General features: G+C 70.2%; 15 protein-coding genes. 13 read left to right on the top strand and 2 right to left on the bottom strand.

Annotated elements, in window-relative coordinates; translation table 11 throughout:
- Positions 1 to 231 precede the first annotated feature (231 nt).
- The 7 genes from AC07EQ_RS25570 (at position 232) to AC07EQ_RS25540 (ending at position 9,011) form a co-directional block, all read left to right on the top strand.
- Positions 232 to 1,539 (top strand): MFS transporter, encoded by a 1,308-nt coding sequence (locus tag AC07EQ_RS25570; RefSeq protein ID WP_478390413.1) that lies wholly within the window; start codon positions 232 to 234, stop codon positions 1,537 to 1,539.
- A gap of 179 nt (positions 1,540 to 1,718) precedes the next feature.
- Entirely contained in the window at positions 1,719 to 3,038 is a 1,320-nt protein-coding gene (locus AC07EQ_RS25565; protein ID WP_478390412.1) for an MFS transporter, read from the top strand.
- A 121-nt stretch (positions 3,039 to 3,159) separates the two neighbouring features.
- On the top strand, positions 3,160 to 4,695 hold the full coding sequence (locus tag AC07EQ_RS25560; RefSeq protein WP_478390411.1) for an AMP-binding protein: 1,536 nt from the start codon (positions 3,160 to 3,162) through the stop codon (positions 4,693 to 4,695).
- 114 nt (positions 4,696 to 4,809) lie between these two features.
- Positions 4,810 to 5,946, top strand: coding sequence for a thiolase family protein (locus AC07EQ_RS25555; protein WP_478390410.1), 1,137 nt, complete (start codon positions 4,810 to 4,812; stop codon positions 5,944 to 5,946).
- Positions 5,947 to 6,087: 141 nt separating this feature from the next.
- Complete coding sequence (locus tag AC07EQ_RS25550) at positions 6,088 to 7,233, top strand: acyl-CoA dehydrogenase family protein (RefSeq protein WP_478390409.1); 1,146 nt, start codon at positions 6,088 to 6,090, stop codon at positions 7,231 to 7,233.
- A gap of 58 nt (positions 7,234 to 7,291) precedes the next feature.
- A complete protein-coding gene (locus AC07EQ_RS25545; protein ID WP_478390408.1) occupies positions 7,292 to 7,864 on the top strand; it encodes a GNAT family N-acetyltransferase in 573 nt (190 codons plus the stop codon).
- A gap of 274 nt (positions 7,865 to 8,138) precedes the next feature.
- A complete protein-coding gene (locus AC07EQ_RS25540; protein ID WP_478390407.1) occupies positions 8,139 to 9,011 on the top strand; it encodes a LysR family transcriptional regulator in 873 nt (290 codons plus the stop codon).
- Positions 9,012 to 9,092: 81 nt separating this feature from the next.
- Here AC07EQ_RS25540 and AC07EQ_RS25535 read toward each other — a convergent pair whose 3' ends face one another.
- A complete protein-coding gene (locus AC07EQ_RS25535; protein WP_478390406.1) occupies positions 9,093 to 9,971 on the bottom strand; it encodes a LysR family transcriptional regulator in 879 nt (292 codons plus the stop codon).
- A gap of 351 nt (positions 9,972 to 10,322) precedes the next feature.
- Between AC07EQ_RS25535 and AC07EQ_RS25530 the strand changes: the two genes are divergently transcribed.
- The 6 genes from AC07EQ_RS25530 (at position 10,323) to AC07EQ_RS25505 (ending at position 15,809) form a co-directional block, all read left to right on the top strand.
- The gene (locus AC07EQ_RS25530; RefSeq protein WP_358569209.1) at positions 10,323 to 11,087 is read left to right on the top strand and encodes a crotonase/enoyl-CoA hydratase family protein; all 765 of its coding nucleotides are present in this window, start codon (positions 10,323 to 10,325) and stop codon (positions 11,085 to 11,087) included.
- A complete protein-coding gene (locus AC07EQ_RS25525) occupies positions 11,084 to 11,743 on the top strand; it encodes a PaaI family thioesterase (RefSeq protein WP_478390405.1) in 660 nt (219 codons plus the stop codon). The genes AC07EQ_RS25530 and AC07EQ_RS25525 overlap by 4 nt, the downstream gene beginning before the upstream one ends.
- Before the next feature lie 29 nt (positions 11,744 to 11,772).
- Entirely contained in the window at positions 11,773 to 13,308 is a 1,536-nt protein-coding gene (locus tag AC07EQ_RS25520) for an acyl-CoA synthetase (protein ID WP_478390404.1), read from the top strand.
- A 22-nt stretch (positions 13,309 to 13,330) separates the two neighbouring features.
- Positions 13,331 to 14,287, top strand: coding sequence for an LLM class F420-dependent oxidoreductase (locus tag AC07EQ_RS25515; protein WP_478390403.1), 957 nt, complete (start codon positions 13,331 to 13,333; stop codon positions 14,285 to 14,287).
- A gap of 281 nt (positions 14,288 to 14,568) precedes the next feature.
- On the top strand, positions 14,569 to 14,952 hold the full coding sequence (locus AC07EQ_RS25510; protein WP_478390402.1) for a four-helix bundle copper-binding protein: 384 nt from the start codon (positions 14,569 to 14,571) through the stop codon (positions 14,950 to 14,952).
- A gap of 116 nt (positions 14,953 to 15,068) precedes the next feature.
- Positions 15,069 to 15,809, top strand: a complete 741-nt coding sequence (locus tag AC07EQ_RS25505; RefSeq protein ID WP_478390401.1) for a polyamine aminopropyltransferase — start codon at positions 15,069 to 15,071, stop codon at positions 15,807 to 15,809.
- 352 nt (positions 15,810 to 16,161) lie between these two features.
- Here the strand turns inward: AC07EQ_RS25505 and AC07EQ_RS25500 are convergent, their stop codons facing one another.
- The gene (locus tag AC07EQ_RS25500; RefSeq protein ID WP_478390522.1) at positions 16,162 to 16,854 is read right to left on the bottom strand and encodes a histidine phosphatase family protein; all 693 of its coding nucleotides are present in this window, start codon (positions 16,852 to 16,854) and stop codon (positions 16,162 to 16,164) included.
- Between the last annotated feature and the right edge of the window lie 269 nt (positions 16,855 to 17,123).

Raw genomic sequence — 17,123 nt, 5'->3', positions numbered from 1 at the left:
GACTCTTGAACTGCTTCGTTCCGCGAAATAAGTTGACCGGTAACGGGTTTCTCATCGAATTGGTGGCACCACTGTCCATAGTGGCTGCCTATCGGTGCGTTAGCGCCCAGCTCTTTGACCCTGTGACGTGCGTCTCGTTCAATCGGCGGTAGTGATCCTCCGGTGCCGCCGCGCGCCCATCGCCCGGCATTCCGCACCGCAATCCGCTTCCGCCGAAGGGACCACGTGCGCATGTCCGCAAGCAGAGTGCATGAAGCAACCCCCGGTACTGCCGCGCCACCGGAGTACCGGCCGGTGATGGCCTGGGCCATCACCGGCATGCTGGTGCTGTTCATCGTGGTCAACTGGGCCGACAAGACGGTGTTCGGCATCGCCGCGCAGCCGCTGAAGGAAGACCTGGGCCTGACCTCGTCGCAGATCGGCTTCATCGGAAGCGCCTTCTTCTTCCTGTTCAGCATCACCGGGCTCCTCGTCGGGTTCATCGGCAACCGGGTGCGGACCAAGTGGGTGCTGCTGGCGCTGGCGGCGCTGTGGTCGCTGACGATGGTGCCGGTGCTGGTGTCGGCCAGCGCGGTGACGCTGCTGATCAGCCGCATCGGGCTCGGCGCGGCGGAAGGCCCGGCCGGCGCGATGGCCAACGCCGGGGCGTTCGAGTGGTTCCCGAAGGAGAAGCGCAGCTTCCCGTCGGCGTGGCTGTCCTCCGGCGCTTCCATCGCCAAGATCGCGATCGCCCCGGTGCTGGCGCTGATCGTCGCGGTGTGGGGCTGGCGCGCGGCCTTCCTGTCGCTCGCGCTGATCGGCGTGGTGTGGTGCGTAGCCTGGGCGCTGATCGGCCGCGAGGGCCCGTTCTCGCCGCACCGGAGCCAGGCCGCCGTGGCCGAGGACCCCGCGATGCAGCAGCGGGTCCCGTTCCGCAAGATCGCGCTCTCCGGCACCTTCGTCGGCGGCGTCCTCGGCACCTTCACCATGTACGGGATGGTGTCGGTGATCCTCACCTGGCTGCCGTCGTACTTCGAGGTGGGCCTGGGCATCGACCGGCTGCAGGCCGGCGCCATGTTCGGCCTGCCCAGCATCTCGGGCATGATCGCGATGCTGGGCGTGTCGTGGATCAGCGACCGCCGCGTGTCGGCGGGCTCCAGCTCGCGGGTGCAGCGCGGCATCGTGCCCGCGGTGTCGCTGCTGATCGGCGGCGGGCTCCTGGCGCTGCTGCCGTACCTCGGCTCGCCGGTGCTGGCCATCTCGGCGGTCGTGCTCGGCTACGGCATCGGCGTCGTGTCGTTGCCGCTGGCGAACGCGGCGTTGTCGCAGATCTGCCCGCCTCGCCAGCAGGCCGGCGCGCTGGGCGTGTTCCTGGCCCTGCAGACGTCGTCCGGGCTCATCGCCCCGGCGCTGACCGGTGTGCTGGTGGACATGGCCGCCAGCCCTGGCGAGGGATTCGCGCTGGCGTTCCAGGTCTTCGGCATCGCCGTGATGGTGGGCGGCATCGCGACGTTGCTGCTGGTCAACCCGGACCGGGACGCCGCGCGCATCCTCGGCTGAACCAGCGTCGTGAGCGTTTTGGATCGCCATGACGATCCAAAACGCTCACGACCGATAGCGCTGGCCTATCGATGCGTTCAGGCAAGCATCTTTGACCGTGTGATGGGGCTCTCGTTGAATGGCCGTGCCGGCGGGCTCAATGCGCCGAACCGGGCATTCCAACGAAGGGACGGTCCCGCATGACCGCTGGCAACCTGCAGCGCAGCCCCGCCGACGACAGGACTGCCGCACCCGCCGCCGGCCCGGCCTTCCGGCCTGCGATGGCCTGGACCATCACCGCGATGCTCGTCCTGTTCATGATCGTGAACTGGGCGGACAAGGCGGTGCTGGGCATCGTGGCCCAGCCCCTGAAGACGGAGCTCGGCCTCACCAGCGCCGAGATCGGCTTCATCGGCAGCGCCTTCTTCTTCCTCTACAGCATCAGCGGCGTCGCGGTCGGCTTCCTGGCGAACAAGGTCAAGACCAAGTGGGTGCTGCTCGGGCTGGCCGTGCTGTGGTCGGTGACCCAGGTGCCGGTGCTGCTGTCGGCGACCGGCGCGGCGCTGCTGATCAGCCGCATCGCGCTCGGCGCCGCCGAAGGCCCGGCCACCGCGATGGCCAGCGCCGGGGCGTTCGAGTGGTTCCCGAAGGAGAAGCGCAGCCTGCCGGCCGCGTGGCTGAACTCCGGCGCCTCCATCGCCAAGATCGCGGTCGCCCCGCTGCTCACGCTGATCGTGGTCGCCTGGGGCTGGCGCGCGGCCTTCCTGGCGCTGGCGCTGATCGGCGTGGTCTGGTGCGTCGCCTGGCTGCTGATCGGCCGCGAGGGCCCGTACGCGACGCCGCGCGGCAAGGCCGCCGCCCAGCGCGACGACACCGGTCTCCGCGTGCCGTTCCGGCACATCGCGCTCAGCCGCAGCTTCATCGGCGGCGTGGTCGGCACCTTCACCGTCTACGGGATGGTGTCGGTGATCCTCACCTGGCTGCCGTCGTACTTCGAGACCGGGCTCGGGTTCAGCCGGGTGGAGGCGGGCAGCATGTTCGGCCTGCCCAGCATCACGGGCATGATCGGCATGATCGGGGCCGGCTGGCTCACCGACCGGATGATCTCGCGGGGCGCGAGCTCCCGCGTGCAGCGCGGCCTGATCCCGGCCGTGTCGCTGCTGATCGGCGGCGGCCTGCTGGCGCTGCTGCCCTACGTCGGCGGCACGTGGGCCGCGGTGGCCGTGGTCGTGGTGGCCTACGGGTTCATGGTCGTCTCGCTGCCGGTGATGAACGCGGTCGTGTCGCAGATCAGCCCGACCCGGCAGCAGCCCGGTGCGCTGGGCTGCTTCCTCGCACTGCAGACGCTTTCCGGGCTGTTCGCGCCCGCGCTGACCGGCGCGCTCGTCGACGCCGCGCCGACGCCGGGCGCCGGATACGCCCAGGCGTTCCAGATCTTCGGGCTGGCCGTGGTCGCCGGCGGGATCGTGATGGCACTGCTGGTCGACCCGGAGCGCGACGCCCGCCGCATCCTCGGCTGAGGCGCCGCGGCGGGTCCCGCCGCAATTTCCATTGAAATCGAAGGTCCAATTTCAATGGAAATTGCGGCCAACCGGGTCGGTGCCCGGGTGAGGTTCATTGTTGAGGTACAGGGAGGTAGGCATGTCCCTCGCGGTCGGCGAGCTGGGAGTGTTCAACATCGCGCAGGCCGATCCGGGCCGTCCCGCCGTGATCGACGTGACCGGGCGGGCCGTGAGCTTCGCGGAGCTCGCCGAGCGGGCGAACCAGCTCTCGCACGCGCTGCGCGCGATGGGGCTGCGCCCCGGCGACAGCGTCGGCGCGGTCATCCACAATGGACTGCCGTACTTCGAGCTGCGGCTGGCGACCTGGCAGTCCGGGCTGTACTTCACGCCGATCAACAACCACCTGGCGGCGGCGGAGATCGGCTACATCGCGGAGAACAGCGAGGCCAAGCTGGTCGTGGTGGACGCCTCGCTGACCGAGCTGTGCGGCCCGGTGCTGGACGATGCAGGGGTGCCTGCGGAGTTGCGGTTCGCCGTCGGCGGTTCGCCGGGCTGGCGGGACTACGAGGAGCTGTTCGACGGGCAGTCGCGGACCGCCCCGGACGAGCGGACCGGCGGCGAGGTCATGCTCTACACCTCCGGCACCACCGGGCGCCCGAAGGGCGTGCGGCGCCCGCTGACCGGCCGTCCGCCGGCCGTCTCGCAGTACCACCTCGACTTCATGGGACGGCTGGACATCGAGCCCGGCGCGGGCGTGCACCTCGTGCTCTCGCCGCTGTACCACGCCGCGCCCGGCACCTTCGCGTTCACCGGGCTGAACTTCGGGCACACCGTGGTGCTCAGCGAACGGGCGAAACCGGAGGAGGTCCTGCGGCTGATCGACGAGCACCGGGTGACCGCGACGTTCACGGTGCCGACGGTGCTGCACCGCCTGCTGCGGCTGCCCGCAGAGGTGCGCGACCGCTACGACACGTCGAGCCTGCGCAGCGTCGTGCACGCCGGCGCGCCGTGCCCGGTCGACGTCAAGACTCGCTGCATCGAATGGCTCGGCCCGGTGCTGACGGAGTTCTACGGCGCCACCGAGGGATCCGCCACGGCGGTGCGGTCCGCCGAGTGGCTGACCAAGCCGGGCACCGTCGGATTTCCCCTGCCCGGAGCCGAGATCGAAGTCCTGGACGAGCAGGGTGAGCAGCTGCCCGCCGGGGAGACCGGCACCGTGTACTTCCGCAGCGGCATCTCCGGCATCGAGTACTTCAAGGACCCGGAGAAGACCGCCACCGCCCGGCACGGCGACCTCATCACCGTCGGCGACGTCGGCTACGTAGACGCCGACGGCTGGCTGTTCCTCTGCGACCGGCGCACCGACCTGATCCTCTCCGGCGGCGTCAACATCTACCCGGCCGAGGTCGAGGCGGCGCTGCTCGCGCACCCCGAGGTGGCCGACGTGGCCGTGATCGGGATCCCCGACGAGGAGTGGGGCCAGTCGGTGCTGGCGATCGTGCAGCCGGCGCCGGAGGCGGCCGACGGCCTGGCCGAGCGGCTGACCGCGCACTGCCGAGAGCGGCTGGCCGGGTTCAAGGTGCCGCGCCGCGTCGAGCTCAGCCCGCAGCTGCCCCGCACCGACACCGGCAAGCTGCTGCGCCGCGAGCTCCGCGCCCCCTACTGGGGTGCATAGGCGCGGCCTATCCGAACGTTCCACGCCCGATCTTTGCGCCCGCCCCGCGCGCGGTGGTTCATTCGGAACGAGGGAACCGACCGTGTGCAACCGCTTGCCAGACAGGAGAAACGCATGAGGGACGCTGTCATCGTCGAGGCCGTTCGCACGCCGGTGGGCAAGCGCAACGGCGCGCTCGCCGGGATCCACCCGGCCGACCTGTCCGCGCACGCGCTGTCCGCGCTGGTCGAGCGCGCCGGGATCGAGCCGGGCGACGTGGACGACGTGGTGTGGGGCTGCGTCAGCCAGGCCGGTGAGCAGGCCGGCAACATCGCGCGCACCGCGGTGCTGGCCGCGGGATGGCCCGAGTCGGTGCCCGCGACCTCGGTGGACCGGCAGTGCGGATCGAGCCAGCAGGCGGTGCACGCCGCGGCCGCGGGCGTCATCGCCGGGTACTACGACATCGCCGTCGCCGGCGGCGTGGAGTCGATGAGCCGGGTGCCGATGGGCTTCGCTCGGCAGGGCGTGGAGAAGCCGATGGCGCAGTCGGTGCTCGACCGCTACGGCGTCAAGGGCTTCAACCAGGGCATCGGCGCCGAGATGGTGGCCGAGAAGTGGGGCTTCTCCCGCCAGCAGCTCGACGAGTACTCGCTGTCCTCGCACGCCAATGCGGCCGCGGCCGTCGACGCCGGCGCGCTGGACGCCCAGCTGGCGAAGCTGCCGGGCGTGCTGGAGTCCGACGAGGGCATCCGCCGCGGCGGAACCCTGGAGTCGCTGGGCAAGCTGAAGACCGTGTTCCGCGAGGACGGCGTCATCCACGCCGGGAACTCCTCGCAGATCTCCGACGGCACCGGCGCCCTGCTGATCACCACCAGCGAGATCGCCAAGGAACGCGGGCTGAAGCCGATCGCGCGGGTGCACACCGCGGTGCTGGCCGGCGACGACCCGGTGATGATGCTGTCCGCCCCGTGGCCGGCGACCCTCAAGGCGCTGCGCAAGGCCGGGCTGGGCATCGACGACATCGGCGCCTTCGAGGTCAACGAGGCGTTCGCCCCGGTGCCGCTGGCGTGGCTCGCCGAGACCGGCGCGGACCCGGCCCGCCTCAACCCGCTGGGCGGCGCGATCGCCGTCGGCCACCCGCTGGGCGGCTCGGGCGCGGTCCTGATGACCCGGCTGGTCCACCACATGCGGGACAACGGGATCCGCTACGGCCTGCAGACGATGTGCGAAGGCGGCGGCATGGCCAACGCCACGATCCTCGAACTGCTCTGATCCGACGAGGCTGCCGTTCGTGAGTGCTCATGCCGGTAGGAACCGGAATCTTCACTCACGAGGTCCGGCCGCCGCTCACGACCCAAACACGACCTGTGCCTGGATTCCCTTCGGGCACAAGAAGATTCTGGAGGAGGGCGGATGCGCAGCACCGCTTACGACGCGGAACACGAGGCGTTCCGCGAGGTCGTCCGGGAGTTCCTGGCCAAGGAGGTCGTGCCCTACTTCGCCGACTGGGAGAAGACCGGGCTGGTGCCCAGGGACCTGTTCAACAAGGCCGGCGAGATCGGCATGCTCGGCCTGCAGGTGCCGGAGGAGTACGGCGGCGGGGGCACGAGCAGCTTCAAGTTCAACGCGGTCATCACCGAGGAGACCGCCCGCGCCGGGGTTTCGCTGGGCGGCTTCTCGGTGCACGCCAACGTGGTCGTGCCGTACTTCATCGACATCTGCAACGAGGAGCAGCGCAAGCGCTGGCTGCCCGGGCTGGCCAGCGGCGAGCTGATGAGCGCCATCGCCATGACCGAGCCGGGCACCGGGTCGGACCTGGCGGGCATGGCGACCACCGCCACCCGCGAGGGCGAGTACTACATGCTCAACGGGGCCAAGACGTTCATCACCGGCGGCCACAACGCGGACCTGGTGATCGTGGTGGCCCGCACCGGGCACGGGGAGAACCGCCGGGACGGCCTGTCGCTGCTGGTCGTCGAGCGGGACATGGCCGGGTTCAGCCGCGGCCGCAACCTCGACAAGCTCGGGCTGAAGGCGCAGGACACCGCGGAGCTGTTCTTCGACGACGTGCGGGTGCCCGCGGCGAACCTGCTGGGCGAGGAAGGCAGGGCCTTCGAGTACCTGAGCGCGAACCTGCCGCAGGAGCGGCTGGGCATCGCGGTCGCCGGGCAGGCCGCGGCGGAGGCGGCGCTGCGGACCACCGTGGCGTACGTGAAGGAGCGCAAGGTCTTCGGCAAGCCGGTGGCCAGCTTCCAGAACAGCAAGTTCGAGCTCGCCGGGTGCGAGGTGGAGATCGAGGCCGGGCGGGCGATGCTGGAGCGCGCGCTCGACGAGCACGACGCCGGCGAGCTCAGCGCGGCGGACGCGGCGAAGGTCAAGGTGTACTGCACGGAACTGCAGTCCAGGGTGATCGACCGCTGCCTGCAGCTGCACGGCGGCTACGGCTACATGCTGGAGTACCCGATCGCCCGCATGTACGCCGATGCCCGGGTGACCCGCATCTTCGGCGGCACCACCGAGGTGATGAAGACGATCATCGCCAAGTCGCTGGGGCTGTGAGGCCGGGCGCGGATCAATTCGTTGGACACCGGGCGGCTCGCCCCGGGAGCATCGGGCGGTGACCGAGCGAGCCGACCGGCGCGAGCCGCTTCCCGCCGCGCAGCAGCGCGTGCGCTTCGTAGAGCTGGCGGACAGGTCGATGTCGGCGTTGCTGGCCGGAGACCTGCCCGCCGCCGGCGTCGCGGCCGGTGTCGCGCTGTCCGAGTACTTCGTGACGGACCGGGCGAAGTGGCTCTGGCGGATGCGGCTGGACCAGATGGCGGCGGATCCGGCCGGGGCGTGCTGGATGGTGCGCTTCGCAGTGGTCGGGGCGGACGGCCCGGTCGTCGGGCACTGCGGGTTCCACGGCCCGCCGGATGCGGCGGGCATGGTGGAGATCGGCTATTCCGTCGTGCCGGAGTTCCGGCGCCGCGGATACGCGCGGGCCATGCTGGTCGAGCTGCTGCGCCGGGCGGTGTCCGAACCGGAGGTCGAGACGGTGCGGGCGGCGATCACCCCGGACAACGCGGCCTCGCTGGCCACGATCGCCGGATTCGGCTTCGCCGAGGTCGGCGAGCAGTGGGACGACGAGGACGGCCTGGAGATCATCTTCGAGGTCCCCGCCGACCCGAGCACGTTCGCGCCCGACTGAACAGCCGAAACCGAGCGGCAGTGGCGCGGGACACACCCCGCTGTTCACGTCGCATTAACAGGCGAAAGTCGTTCCGGGATGCGGCGTCAGCCGCATGCGGTGTGGGACTCAGCTCGCACCGCCGCAGGTTCTCAGATGTCGTCTGGCGAGGACAGCCCCAGCGCCGCGTATTGGTCATACTCAAGTCGGGGATCCCGGAGTCCAGGCGACGTCTGAGGTTCCGCTACCGGCACCGCCACGCAAACTATCTGAAATCTTCCCTTAAGCTGCCCGGGTGGAACTGCACCAGGTGGAGTATTTCCTGGCGGTCGTCGATCACAAGGGCATCAACGCCGCGGCGAGCGCTCTGCAACTGGCGCAACCCACCGTCTCGCAGGCGATCCGCGGGCTGGAGCGGGAACTCGGGGTCGACCTGTTCCACCGCATCGGCCGCGGCATGGTGCTGACCTCGGCCGGGCAGGCGTTCGTCGGGCCGGCGCGGCAGATCCTCCGCGATGTCGTCGCCGCCGAGGCGACCATGGTCGACGCCGCGGGGCTGCCGCGCGGGCGGCTCGACATCCACGTGGCCGCACCGCTGGCCGTGCACCCGGTCGCGCAGCTGGTCGGCCGGTTCCGGAAGCGCTACCCGAACGTCTCGCTGCGGTTGGCCGACCTCCGCGACGAGGAAGGCGCCGTGGCGCTGATCCGCGAGGGCCACTGCGAGATCGTGTTCACGAATCTTCCGGTCCCCTCGTCGGACCTGCAGGTCGAGGAGCTCGGCGAGCACGAGTACTGGCTGGTGTTCCCGCCGGGCACCGCGGTGCCCGAGCGCGATCCGCTGCCGCTGACCGAGCTGCCGGACCTGCCGCTGGTGATCGTGCCCAAGAGCACCGGCCGCACCGCCATCGAGAAGGCCCTCAGCGCGGCCCGGAAGCGCACTCGGCCCTCGGCGATCGTGCAGCACCGGGAGTCCATGCTGCCGTTCGTGCTGGCAGGCGTCGGCGGCACGATCCTGGCGCAGCCGCTGGCGGCACAGGCCGCGGCGCGCGGCGCGCTGGTGCGCGCGATCGACCCGCCGATCAGCCTGCCGTACGGCGTGCTCTACGACCCGGCGGTGCTGTCGCCGGCCGGACGGGCGTTCCTCCGGATGGCCCGAACCCCGCGCTGATCGCACGGCCCGGAGCGGCGTTTCCGCAGGCCCGGGCCCGTGCGCACTTTGTCCTGCTATGGCGACACAAAATACGCACGGTCACTGACCAGCGGAAACGTCGATTCCGGCGATGTCCAGGAATGCTTCGGCCGCCGGGGACAGCGGCCCCGGGCGGTGCACGAATCCGACGCTGCGCCAGGTCTCCGGCGCGGTGGAGCGCAGCACCACGCCTTCGAGTTCCGTTTCGGCGAGGTGGCGGGGGAGGAACGTGGCGCCGGCGCCGTGCGCCACCAGGTCCCAGACCGCTTGCCGGTTCGCGCATTCCACCGCGACCGTCTGCACCGCCGGATCCAGGACGTCGTCGACGATGGTGCGGGTGGTGCTGTCGGTGAACTCCAGGACCAGCGGGATGCCGGCGACCGCGTCCAGCGGCACCGGGTCGGGCAGCCGGTCGGCCAGCTCGGGCGGCAGTACCAGCACGATCTCCTGCGTGCACAGCTCGCGGGACCGCAGCGACGAGTTCTGCGGCGGCAGCTTGGTGAGGCCGAGCTCGGCGTGGCCGCGCCGCACCTCGTCCACGACGCGGGCCGATCCGCCGGGGTCGATGACGTTGAGCAGCACCCCGGGATAGCGCCGCTGGAACTCGCCGGCCAGCTCCGGCAGCGGGTGCGCGGCCAGCGTCGCCAGCGCCGCGATGTCCAGCTGCCCGCTGCCCATCGCGCGCACGTCGTGCACCGCGCTGCGCGCCCGGTCGACGTCCCGGAGGATCCGGCGGGCCGGTTCGGCGAACGCCTCGCCGTCGGGGCTGAGCACCAGCTGGCGGCCGGTGCGGTGGAACAGCTGCACCCCGAGCTGCCGCTCCAGGCTCCGGATCGCCTGCGACAACGACGGCTGCGCGATGTAGAGGGCCTGCGCGGCCTTGGTGACGCTGCCGTGGTCGATGACCGCCACGAAGTACTCGACCAACCGCAGATCCATCTCCGCAGGATAGGCCGTTCTCTGGTCGTTTTGCGTGGCGGTGCGGGTGGCGGAACCTCACAAGCCTTCTCGGTCCGGGATCCCCGACTTGTGTATGTCCAATACGCGGCGCTGGGGCTGTCCTCCCGAGATAGCCCGGGGTGCGGGGTTTCCCCGCAGGACACCTTTGAGAACCCGCGGCGGTGCGAGTTGCGTGCGTGGAGAAAGGCGAAGTGCGGGAGCGGGTGCTATTGGTCGTGGCTATGGGTCTGTGCGGCGCTCGATCTGCGTCAGACCGGACGGTCGGTCTGGACTGCCGGTGGCGGGCGGGTAAAACTGGAGGCCGCTCTTTGCCTAACCGGAGGAGACAGCGTGGGTGACAGCGTCCTGACCGAGATCGCCGATGGCGTCGCCGTGATCACGATCGACCGGCCCGAAGCCCGCAACGCGGTGAACCGCACCGTGGCCGAGGGGCTGGCCGCCGCGATCGACGAGCTCGAGGAGCGGTCGGACGCGGTGATCGGCATCCTCACCGGCGCGGGCGGCACCTTCTGCGCGGGCATGGACCTCAAGGCGTTCACCCGCGGCGAGCGGCCGTCGATCCCCGGCCGCGGCTTCGGCGGGGTCACCGAACGCCCGCCGTCGAAGCCGCTGATCGCCGCCGTCGAGGGCTGGGCCCTGGCCGGCGGCTGCGAGCTGGCGCTGGCCTGCGATCTGATCGTCGCCTCCCGCGAGGCGAAGTTCGGCCTTCCTGAGGTCAAGCGCGGCCTGGTCGCGGCCGCGGGCGGCCTGCTGCGGCTGCCGAAGACGCTGCCGTACCAGCTGGCCATGCAGGTCGCGCTGACCGGCGACCCGCTGACCGCCGAGGTCGCCCACGCGCACGGCCTGGTCAACGAGCTCACCGAGCCCGGCGGCGCGCTGGCCGGGGCGAAGGCGCTGGCCGCCCGGGTGGCCGTCAACGGCCCGCTGGCCGTCCGCGCCACCAAGCAGATCGTGGCCGGGGCGGTCCGCTGGACCGACGCGGAGGCCTTCGCGAACCAGGCCGAGATCAGCGCGCCGGTGTTCAAGTCCGCGGACGCCCAGGAAGGCGCGCTGGCGTTCGCCGAGAAGCGCGCGCCGGTTTGGCGAGGTGAGTGAGCGCCTTGTCGCACGACGCCGAAACCGACCTGCGGGAGCGCCGGCAAGCGGTTCGTGAGCTCGGCGCCGCGGTGCGCGAGCTGATCGACGCCGCGGTGTCCACGGAGGTCGACACCGAGACGCTGGTCGAGACCGCGGAACAGGTCCGCGCTCTGGTGCCGGCGCTGGCCGCCGCGCGCCGCGAACGCGGCCAACTGGCCACTGTGGACGACGGGCGGCGGCCCCGGCGGATGTACAGCCCAGCCGCCGGGCCGGGCAACCCGATCGCGCCGCCGATGCGGGTGGAGATCGTCGACGGCGTCGCGATCGGCACCTGCGAACTCGGCCTGGCCTACGAGGGGCCGCCCAGCTATGTGCACGGCGGCATCAGCGCGATGCTGCTGGACCAGATCCTCGGGCACGCGCACGCCGCGAACGGCAAGCCCGGCATGACCGTGAAGCTGGCGCTCCGCTACCGGCGGCCGGTGCCGCTGACGGCGCCGCTGCGCATCGTCGGCCGCGTGGTCCAGCTCGACGGGCGGTGGACGAATTCGGTCGCCACGATCAGCACCGCCGACGATCCCGACACCGTGCTGGTGGAAGCCGAAGGCACCTTCGTGGTGCCCAACGCCGAGCAGAACAAGCGGCTGTTCGGAGAGCTGGAGCGCATCGTGTGACCGTCGCATGAGGTTCGAGGAGGAGCCGCATGTTTCCAGGAATCCACGCCGCCGCGAACCCCGACAAGCCTGCGCTGATCATGGCCAGTTCGGGGGAGCGGCTGACCTATCGCGAGCTCGACGACCGATCCCTGCGGCTGGCGAACCTGCTGCGCGCTGCCGGGCTGGCCAAGGGCGACGTGGTCGCGCTGCTCACCGACAACTCGGTCCACGCCTACGAGGTCTACTGGGCGGCGGTGCGTTCCGGGCTGTACGTGTGCGCGGTCAACAACCACCTGCAATCCGACGAGATCGCTTACATAGTCAACGATTCCGGCGCCCGCGCGCTGGTGGTCTCGGCCGCGTTGGGCGAGCTCGCGGCGAACGTGGCGGACCGGGTTCCCGAGGTGCGCGTGCGGATGGCCTACGGCGGCTCGGTGCCCGGCTACGAGGCCTACGAGGAGGCCCTGGCCGCTGCGTCCGACGAGGTGCCCGCGGTGCAGCCGCGCGGCGCGGACCTGCTGTACTCCTCCGGAACCACCGGGCGCCCCAAGGGGATCAAGCCGAACCTGCCCGACCGGCAGGTGGACGAGCCCGGTGACACGCTCGTCGACCTCCTGCGCGGCGTCTACGGATTCGACGAGAACTCCGTCTACCTCTCGCCCGCGCCGGTGTACCACGCGGCGCCGCTGCGGTACTGCGCTTCGGTGCACGCGCTCGGCGGAACGGTGGTGATGATGGAGCGCTTCGACGCCGAAGGCGCTCTGCAGGCCATCGAGCGCTACGGCATCACGCACAGCCAGTGGGTGCCGACCATGTTCGTCCGGATGCTCAAGCTCGATCCGGAGGTCCGGCGGCGCTACGACCTCTCCACGCACCGGGTCGCGGTGCACGCCGCCGCGCCGTGCCCGGTCGACGTCAAGCGGCAGATGATCGACTGGTGGGGACCGGTCCTCATCGAGTACTACGCCTCCACCGAGGGCATCGGCATGACGATGATCGATTCCGCGCGGTGGCTGGAGAAGCCCGGCTCGGTGGGCGTCGCAGTGCTCGGCGAGGTCCGGATCTGCGACGACGACGGCCGGCTGCTGCCGCCCGGCGAGGTCGGCGGGATCTACTTCCAGCGGGACGAGATCACCTTCGAATACCTGGGAGACCGGGAGAAGACCCGGTCGGTGAAGCATGCCGAGCACGAGAACTGGGCCACCATGGGCGATCTCGGCTATCTCGACGAGGACGGCTTCCTGTTCCTCACCGACCGCAAGGCGTTCATGATCATCTCCGGCGGGGTGAACATCTACCCGCAGGAGGTGGAGAACGTGCTGGCGCTGCACCCGGCCATCCTCGACGTCGCGGTGTTCGGGGTGCCCGACGACGAGATGGGCGAGTCGGTCAAGGCGGTGGTGCAACCGGCTCCGGGCGCCGAGCCCGGGCCGGAGCTGGAGCGGGAGATCCTCGCCTACGCCCGGGAGCGGGTGGCGCACTACAAGGCGCCGCGCAGCGTGGACTTCCTCGACGAGCTCCCGCGGACGCCGACGGGGAAGCTGGTCAAGGGAAAGCTCAAGGCGCGCTACGCGCGTCCGTGACGCAACGACGAAAGGGATTGTCGTGGAACGACGTTGGGGCATCACGGTCCCGTTCCAGGGGCTGCCGCTGGCCGACCAGCGGGAGCTGATCACCGAACTCCCGGACCTGGGCTACACCGACGTGTGGTCGGCGGAAGCCAACGGCACCGACGCGTTCACCCCGCTGGCGCTGGCCAGCTCGTGGGCGCCGAAGCTGCGACTGGGCACCGCGATCGTCCCGGTCTACACCCGCGGCCCGGCGACGCTGGCGATGAGCGCGGCGACGCTGGCGGCGGCCGCGCCGGGCCGGTTCGCGCTGGGCATCGGCACGTCGTCGAACGTGATCGTGCAGCGCTGGAACGGCATTCCGTTCGAGGAGCCCTACAAGCGGGTGCGCGACACGCTGCGGTTCCTGCGCAAGGCGCTGCGCGGCGAGAAGGTCACCGAGAACTACGACACGTTCCAGGTGCAGGGCTTCACCGCGGGCGTCGTCGCCGATCCGCCACCGCCGCTGCTGGTCGCCGCGCTGCGGCCGGGCATGCTGCGGCTGGCGGGCCGGGAGGCCGACGGGGCGATCATCAACTGGCTGTCCGCCGACGACGTGCGCACCGTGGTCCCGCACGTGCACGAGGGCGGGCCGGACAAGGAGATCGTGGCGCGGATCTTCGTCATGCCCGACACCGACGCGGACACGGCGCGCGGCGTGGCCCGGCGGCAGATCGCGGCGTACATGAACGTGCCGGTGTACCGGGCGTTCCACGAGTGGCTGGGGCGCGAGGAGCTCAAGCCGATGTGGCAGGCGTGGGAGTCGGGAGACCGGAAGGCGGCGCTGGCGGCGATCCCGGACAGCGTGGTCGACGACCTGGTGGTCCACGGCCCGGCGGCGCACTGCCGGGAGCGGATCCAGCAGTACATGGCCAACGGGGTCACCACCCCGGCGATCGCCCTGATGACCCAGGGTGACCCGGCCACAGCCATCCGCTCCCTGGGCCTGAAGTAGCTTTTCTGGTGTTCAACGCACGTGCGCACGTTCGGGATGCGTATTGCCCCGAACGTGCGCACGTGCGCGTTCCGTCCTGCCGTGGCGCGTCGGGAGGACCGCGATGAACGTCGGCGGACATGGGTGACCCCAACTCGCGGTCGGAGCCTGACCTCGTAGCCACGAAGTGCGATCTTGCCTGGTCAGGAGTACGCAGAGCTCCTTGGGGTGCTAACCGGAGCGCGTTTGCGCGCCCGTTGGTTCGCCCCCCGATCGGATCGGAGATCGTTGGAGGTTCACGAATGACACGGCAGATGAGCACCGAAATGCAGCAATGCATCGAGACGTGCAACAAGTGCCACGACATGTGCGAGCAGATGCTGTCCCGCTGCATGGAAATCCACAGCGAGCCGGCCATGCAGATGAGCATGATGATGATGTCCTGCGCGGACATGTGTCGCATGTGCGCGGACATGATGATGCGCTGTTCGAGCATGGCGAAAGCCAGTTCGGACATGGTGCAGATGTGCGTGCGGATGTGCGGGATGTGCGCGGACATGTGCGAGATGAGTGCCGAGGCGTGCAGGCGGATGGAAAGTCGAGAGATGTCCGAGTTGGCGGACATGATGACGCGGTGTGCCGGCATGTGCCGTCAGATGACGCCGCAAGCCATGCAGTCCGCGTGATCGGAGTCGGGCCACGTCGGCTGCCACGCGTCCGGCCGGGCGGTGGACGTGGCCCGGTGATCGCGGGCCGGGTTGGCACGGTGCAGCGAGAAGACGACCCGAATTGGATGGCGGAATTGAGCTCGCGCTTTGAGGAAATAGACTGGCGGGAGACGCCGATCGGCGTGGTCAGCCTGCGACGCCGACGGGATCCGCTGCTCGAAGTGGACGTCTACGAGGTCAAGCTCGACGACGAGTACCTGATGTCGAGCCTGTTCACGGTCGCCGAGGTCGAGCTCGCGAGGCTGGGTCTGGCCGGGCTGCCTGACACTGGTCTCGACGTCGTGGTCGGTGGGCTCGGGCTCGGCTACACGGCGTGGGCCGCGCTGGCGGATGCGCGCGTGCGCTCGCTGACCGTTGTCGAAGGACTGGGCGAGGTGATCGAGTGGCACCGGCGCCGGCTGCTGCCGTTGGGCGAGTCGCTGTCCGTCGACCCGCGAAATCGTTTCGTGCACGGTGATTTCTTCGGCATGGCCCGTGCGGCTGCGGGGTTCGACCCGGATGTGCCCGGTCGGAGGTTCCACGCGATCCTCGTCGACATCGACCACTCGCCCCGTCACGTCCTGGACCCCGGCCACGCCTCGTTCTACACCCCCGAAGGGCTGCGTCGACTCGCCCGGCACCTTCAACCGGGCGGGGTGTTCGCACTGTGGTCCGATGATCCGCCGGACGAGGATTTCGCCTCGACGCTCACCGCGGTCTTCGCTACCGCCGAAGCTCACGTAGTGGACTTCGACAATCCATATGGGGGCGGGAAAGCTGCCAACACCGTCTACGTCGCTCGCCTTGGGCAGGGAAATGCGATGCGCAGCGCGTAATCAGCGGGCGGCGCGAGGAGCTCAAGCCGAGATGGCGGGCATGGGAGTCCGGCGACCGCAAGGGCGCGTCGGAGGCGATCCCGGACAGCGTGGCGGACCAGCTGGCGCCCGGTCGCTTTGCTGTCGGGAACGGGTCCTGAAGTAGTGGTTCCGCTGTTCAACGCGCGTGTGTACGTTGGGTACTCAACAGGCTCACGGGGCAGTTGCTCCCGTCGCCCGGGATTATCAGGTGTTGAGAATCGGGTCGGCGCCTGGATGACTCTTCAGGCACGGCTGAACCCAACGGTCTCGCTTGCCGGAGGGGTCGGATCGCGGGTCTTCCGGGCAGCGCTGGCCGGAAGACCCACAGGTGTCAGCTCAGGGCGGCTGCCGCTTGGCCGAGGCCTTCGTCGAGGTGCGCCGAGTCGTTGAAGCGGCGGATGATCCAGCGGTCCCCGGTGACCACGATCTGCGAGATCGAACCGTTGTTCGCGCCCAGGAACGCCATCGGGCGGGAGCCCGCCGCCATGGCTATCACCTGGCCGATGACGCCGCCGTGGGTGAACACCGCGATGCGCTGGTCCGGGTGCGCGCCGGCGAGGCGTTCGATCGCCTCGCGCACCCGGGTGGTCAGGTCCTCGGTGGATTCCGCGCCCGGGATGACGTCCCAGCGCTGTTCGGCGTGCATCTTCTGGATCACCGGGTCGTTCTGCGCGACCTTCTGCCGGAACAGCCCGCCTTCCCAGTCGCCCAGGTGCACTTCGCGCATGCCGGGCTCGACCCGCGGCGTCAGGCCGAGGCGGGCGGCCAGCGGCGCCGCCGTCTGGGCCGTTCGCCGCAGCGTGGTCACGTAGATCGCGTCGAGGTCCTCGCCGACCAGGCGCCGCGCGACCCGCTCGGCGTGCTCCCGGCCAGCCGGCGCGAGCTCCGGGTCGCCTTGGCCGTCGACCAGCGGGAACGACCGGCCCGGTCGCGCCGGTTCGGATTCGCCGTGCCGGATCAGCAGGACATCGGTGGATCCGGCCGGTGCCGAGAACCGCGCCTGCCGGTACTCCACTTCGGACATGCTCACTCGCTTTCTCCGCCGCGCAGCAGGAAGTCGGCCGGATCGGGCCGCTTCGTGCGCTTCCAGTGCTCCATGTGTTGTGTGTCGGTGAAGGAGAAGCTTTGACGTCCTCTCCCGCCTGAAGGCGGGAGGTTCCTCCCGGTCATGGTGCGGTTCCGTATTCGCCTTCACAACGATCATTCAAGCATCTGGCCCACCGAAGTCGATACGAGGCTGCGCGCCTGCCTAGGTGATTGGATGCGGCCAGCTGCTCGTCGCCGAGCGCGCCC

It is taken from the genome of Saccharopolyspora sp. NPDC045839, from assembly GCF_056431645.1.
The sequence above is the reverse complement of the archived record's forward strand: the minus strand, read 5'-3'. Positions and strand labels throughout refer to the sequence as shown.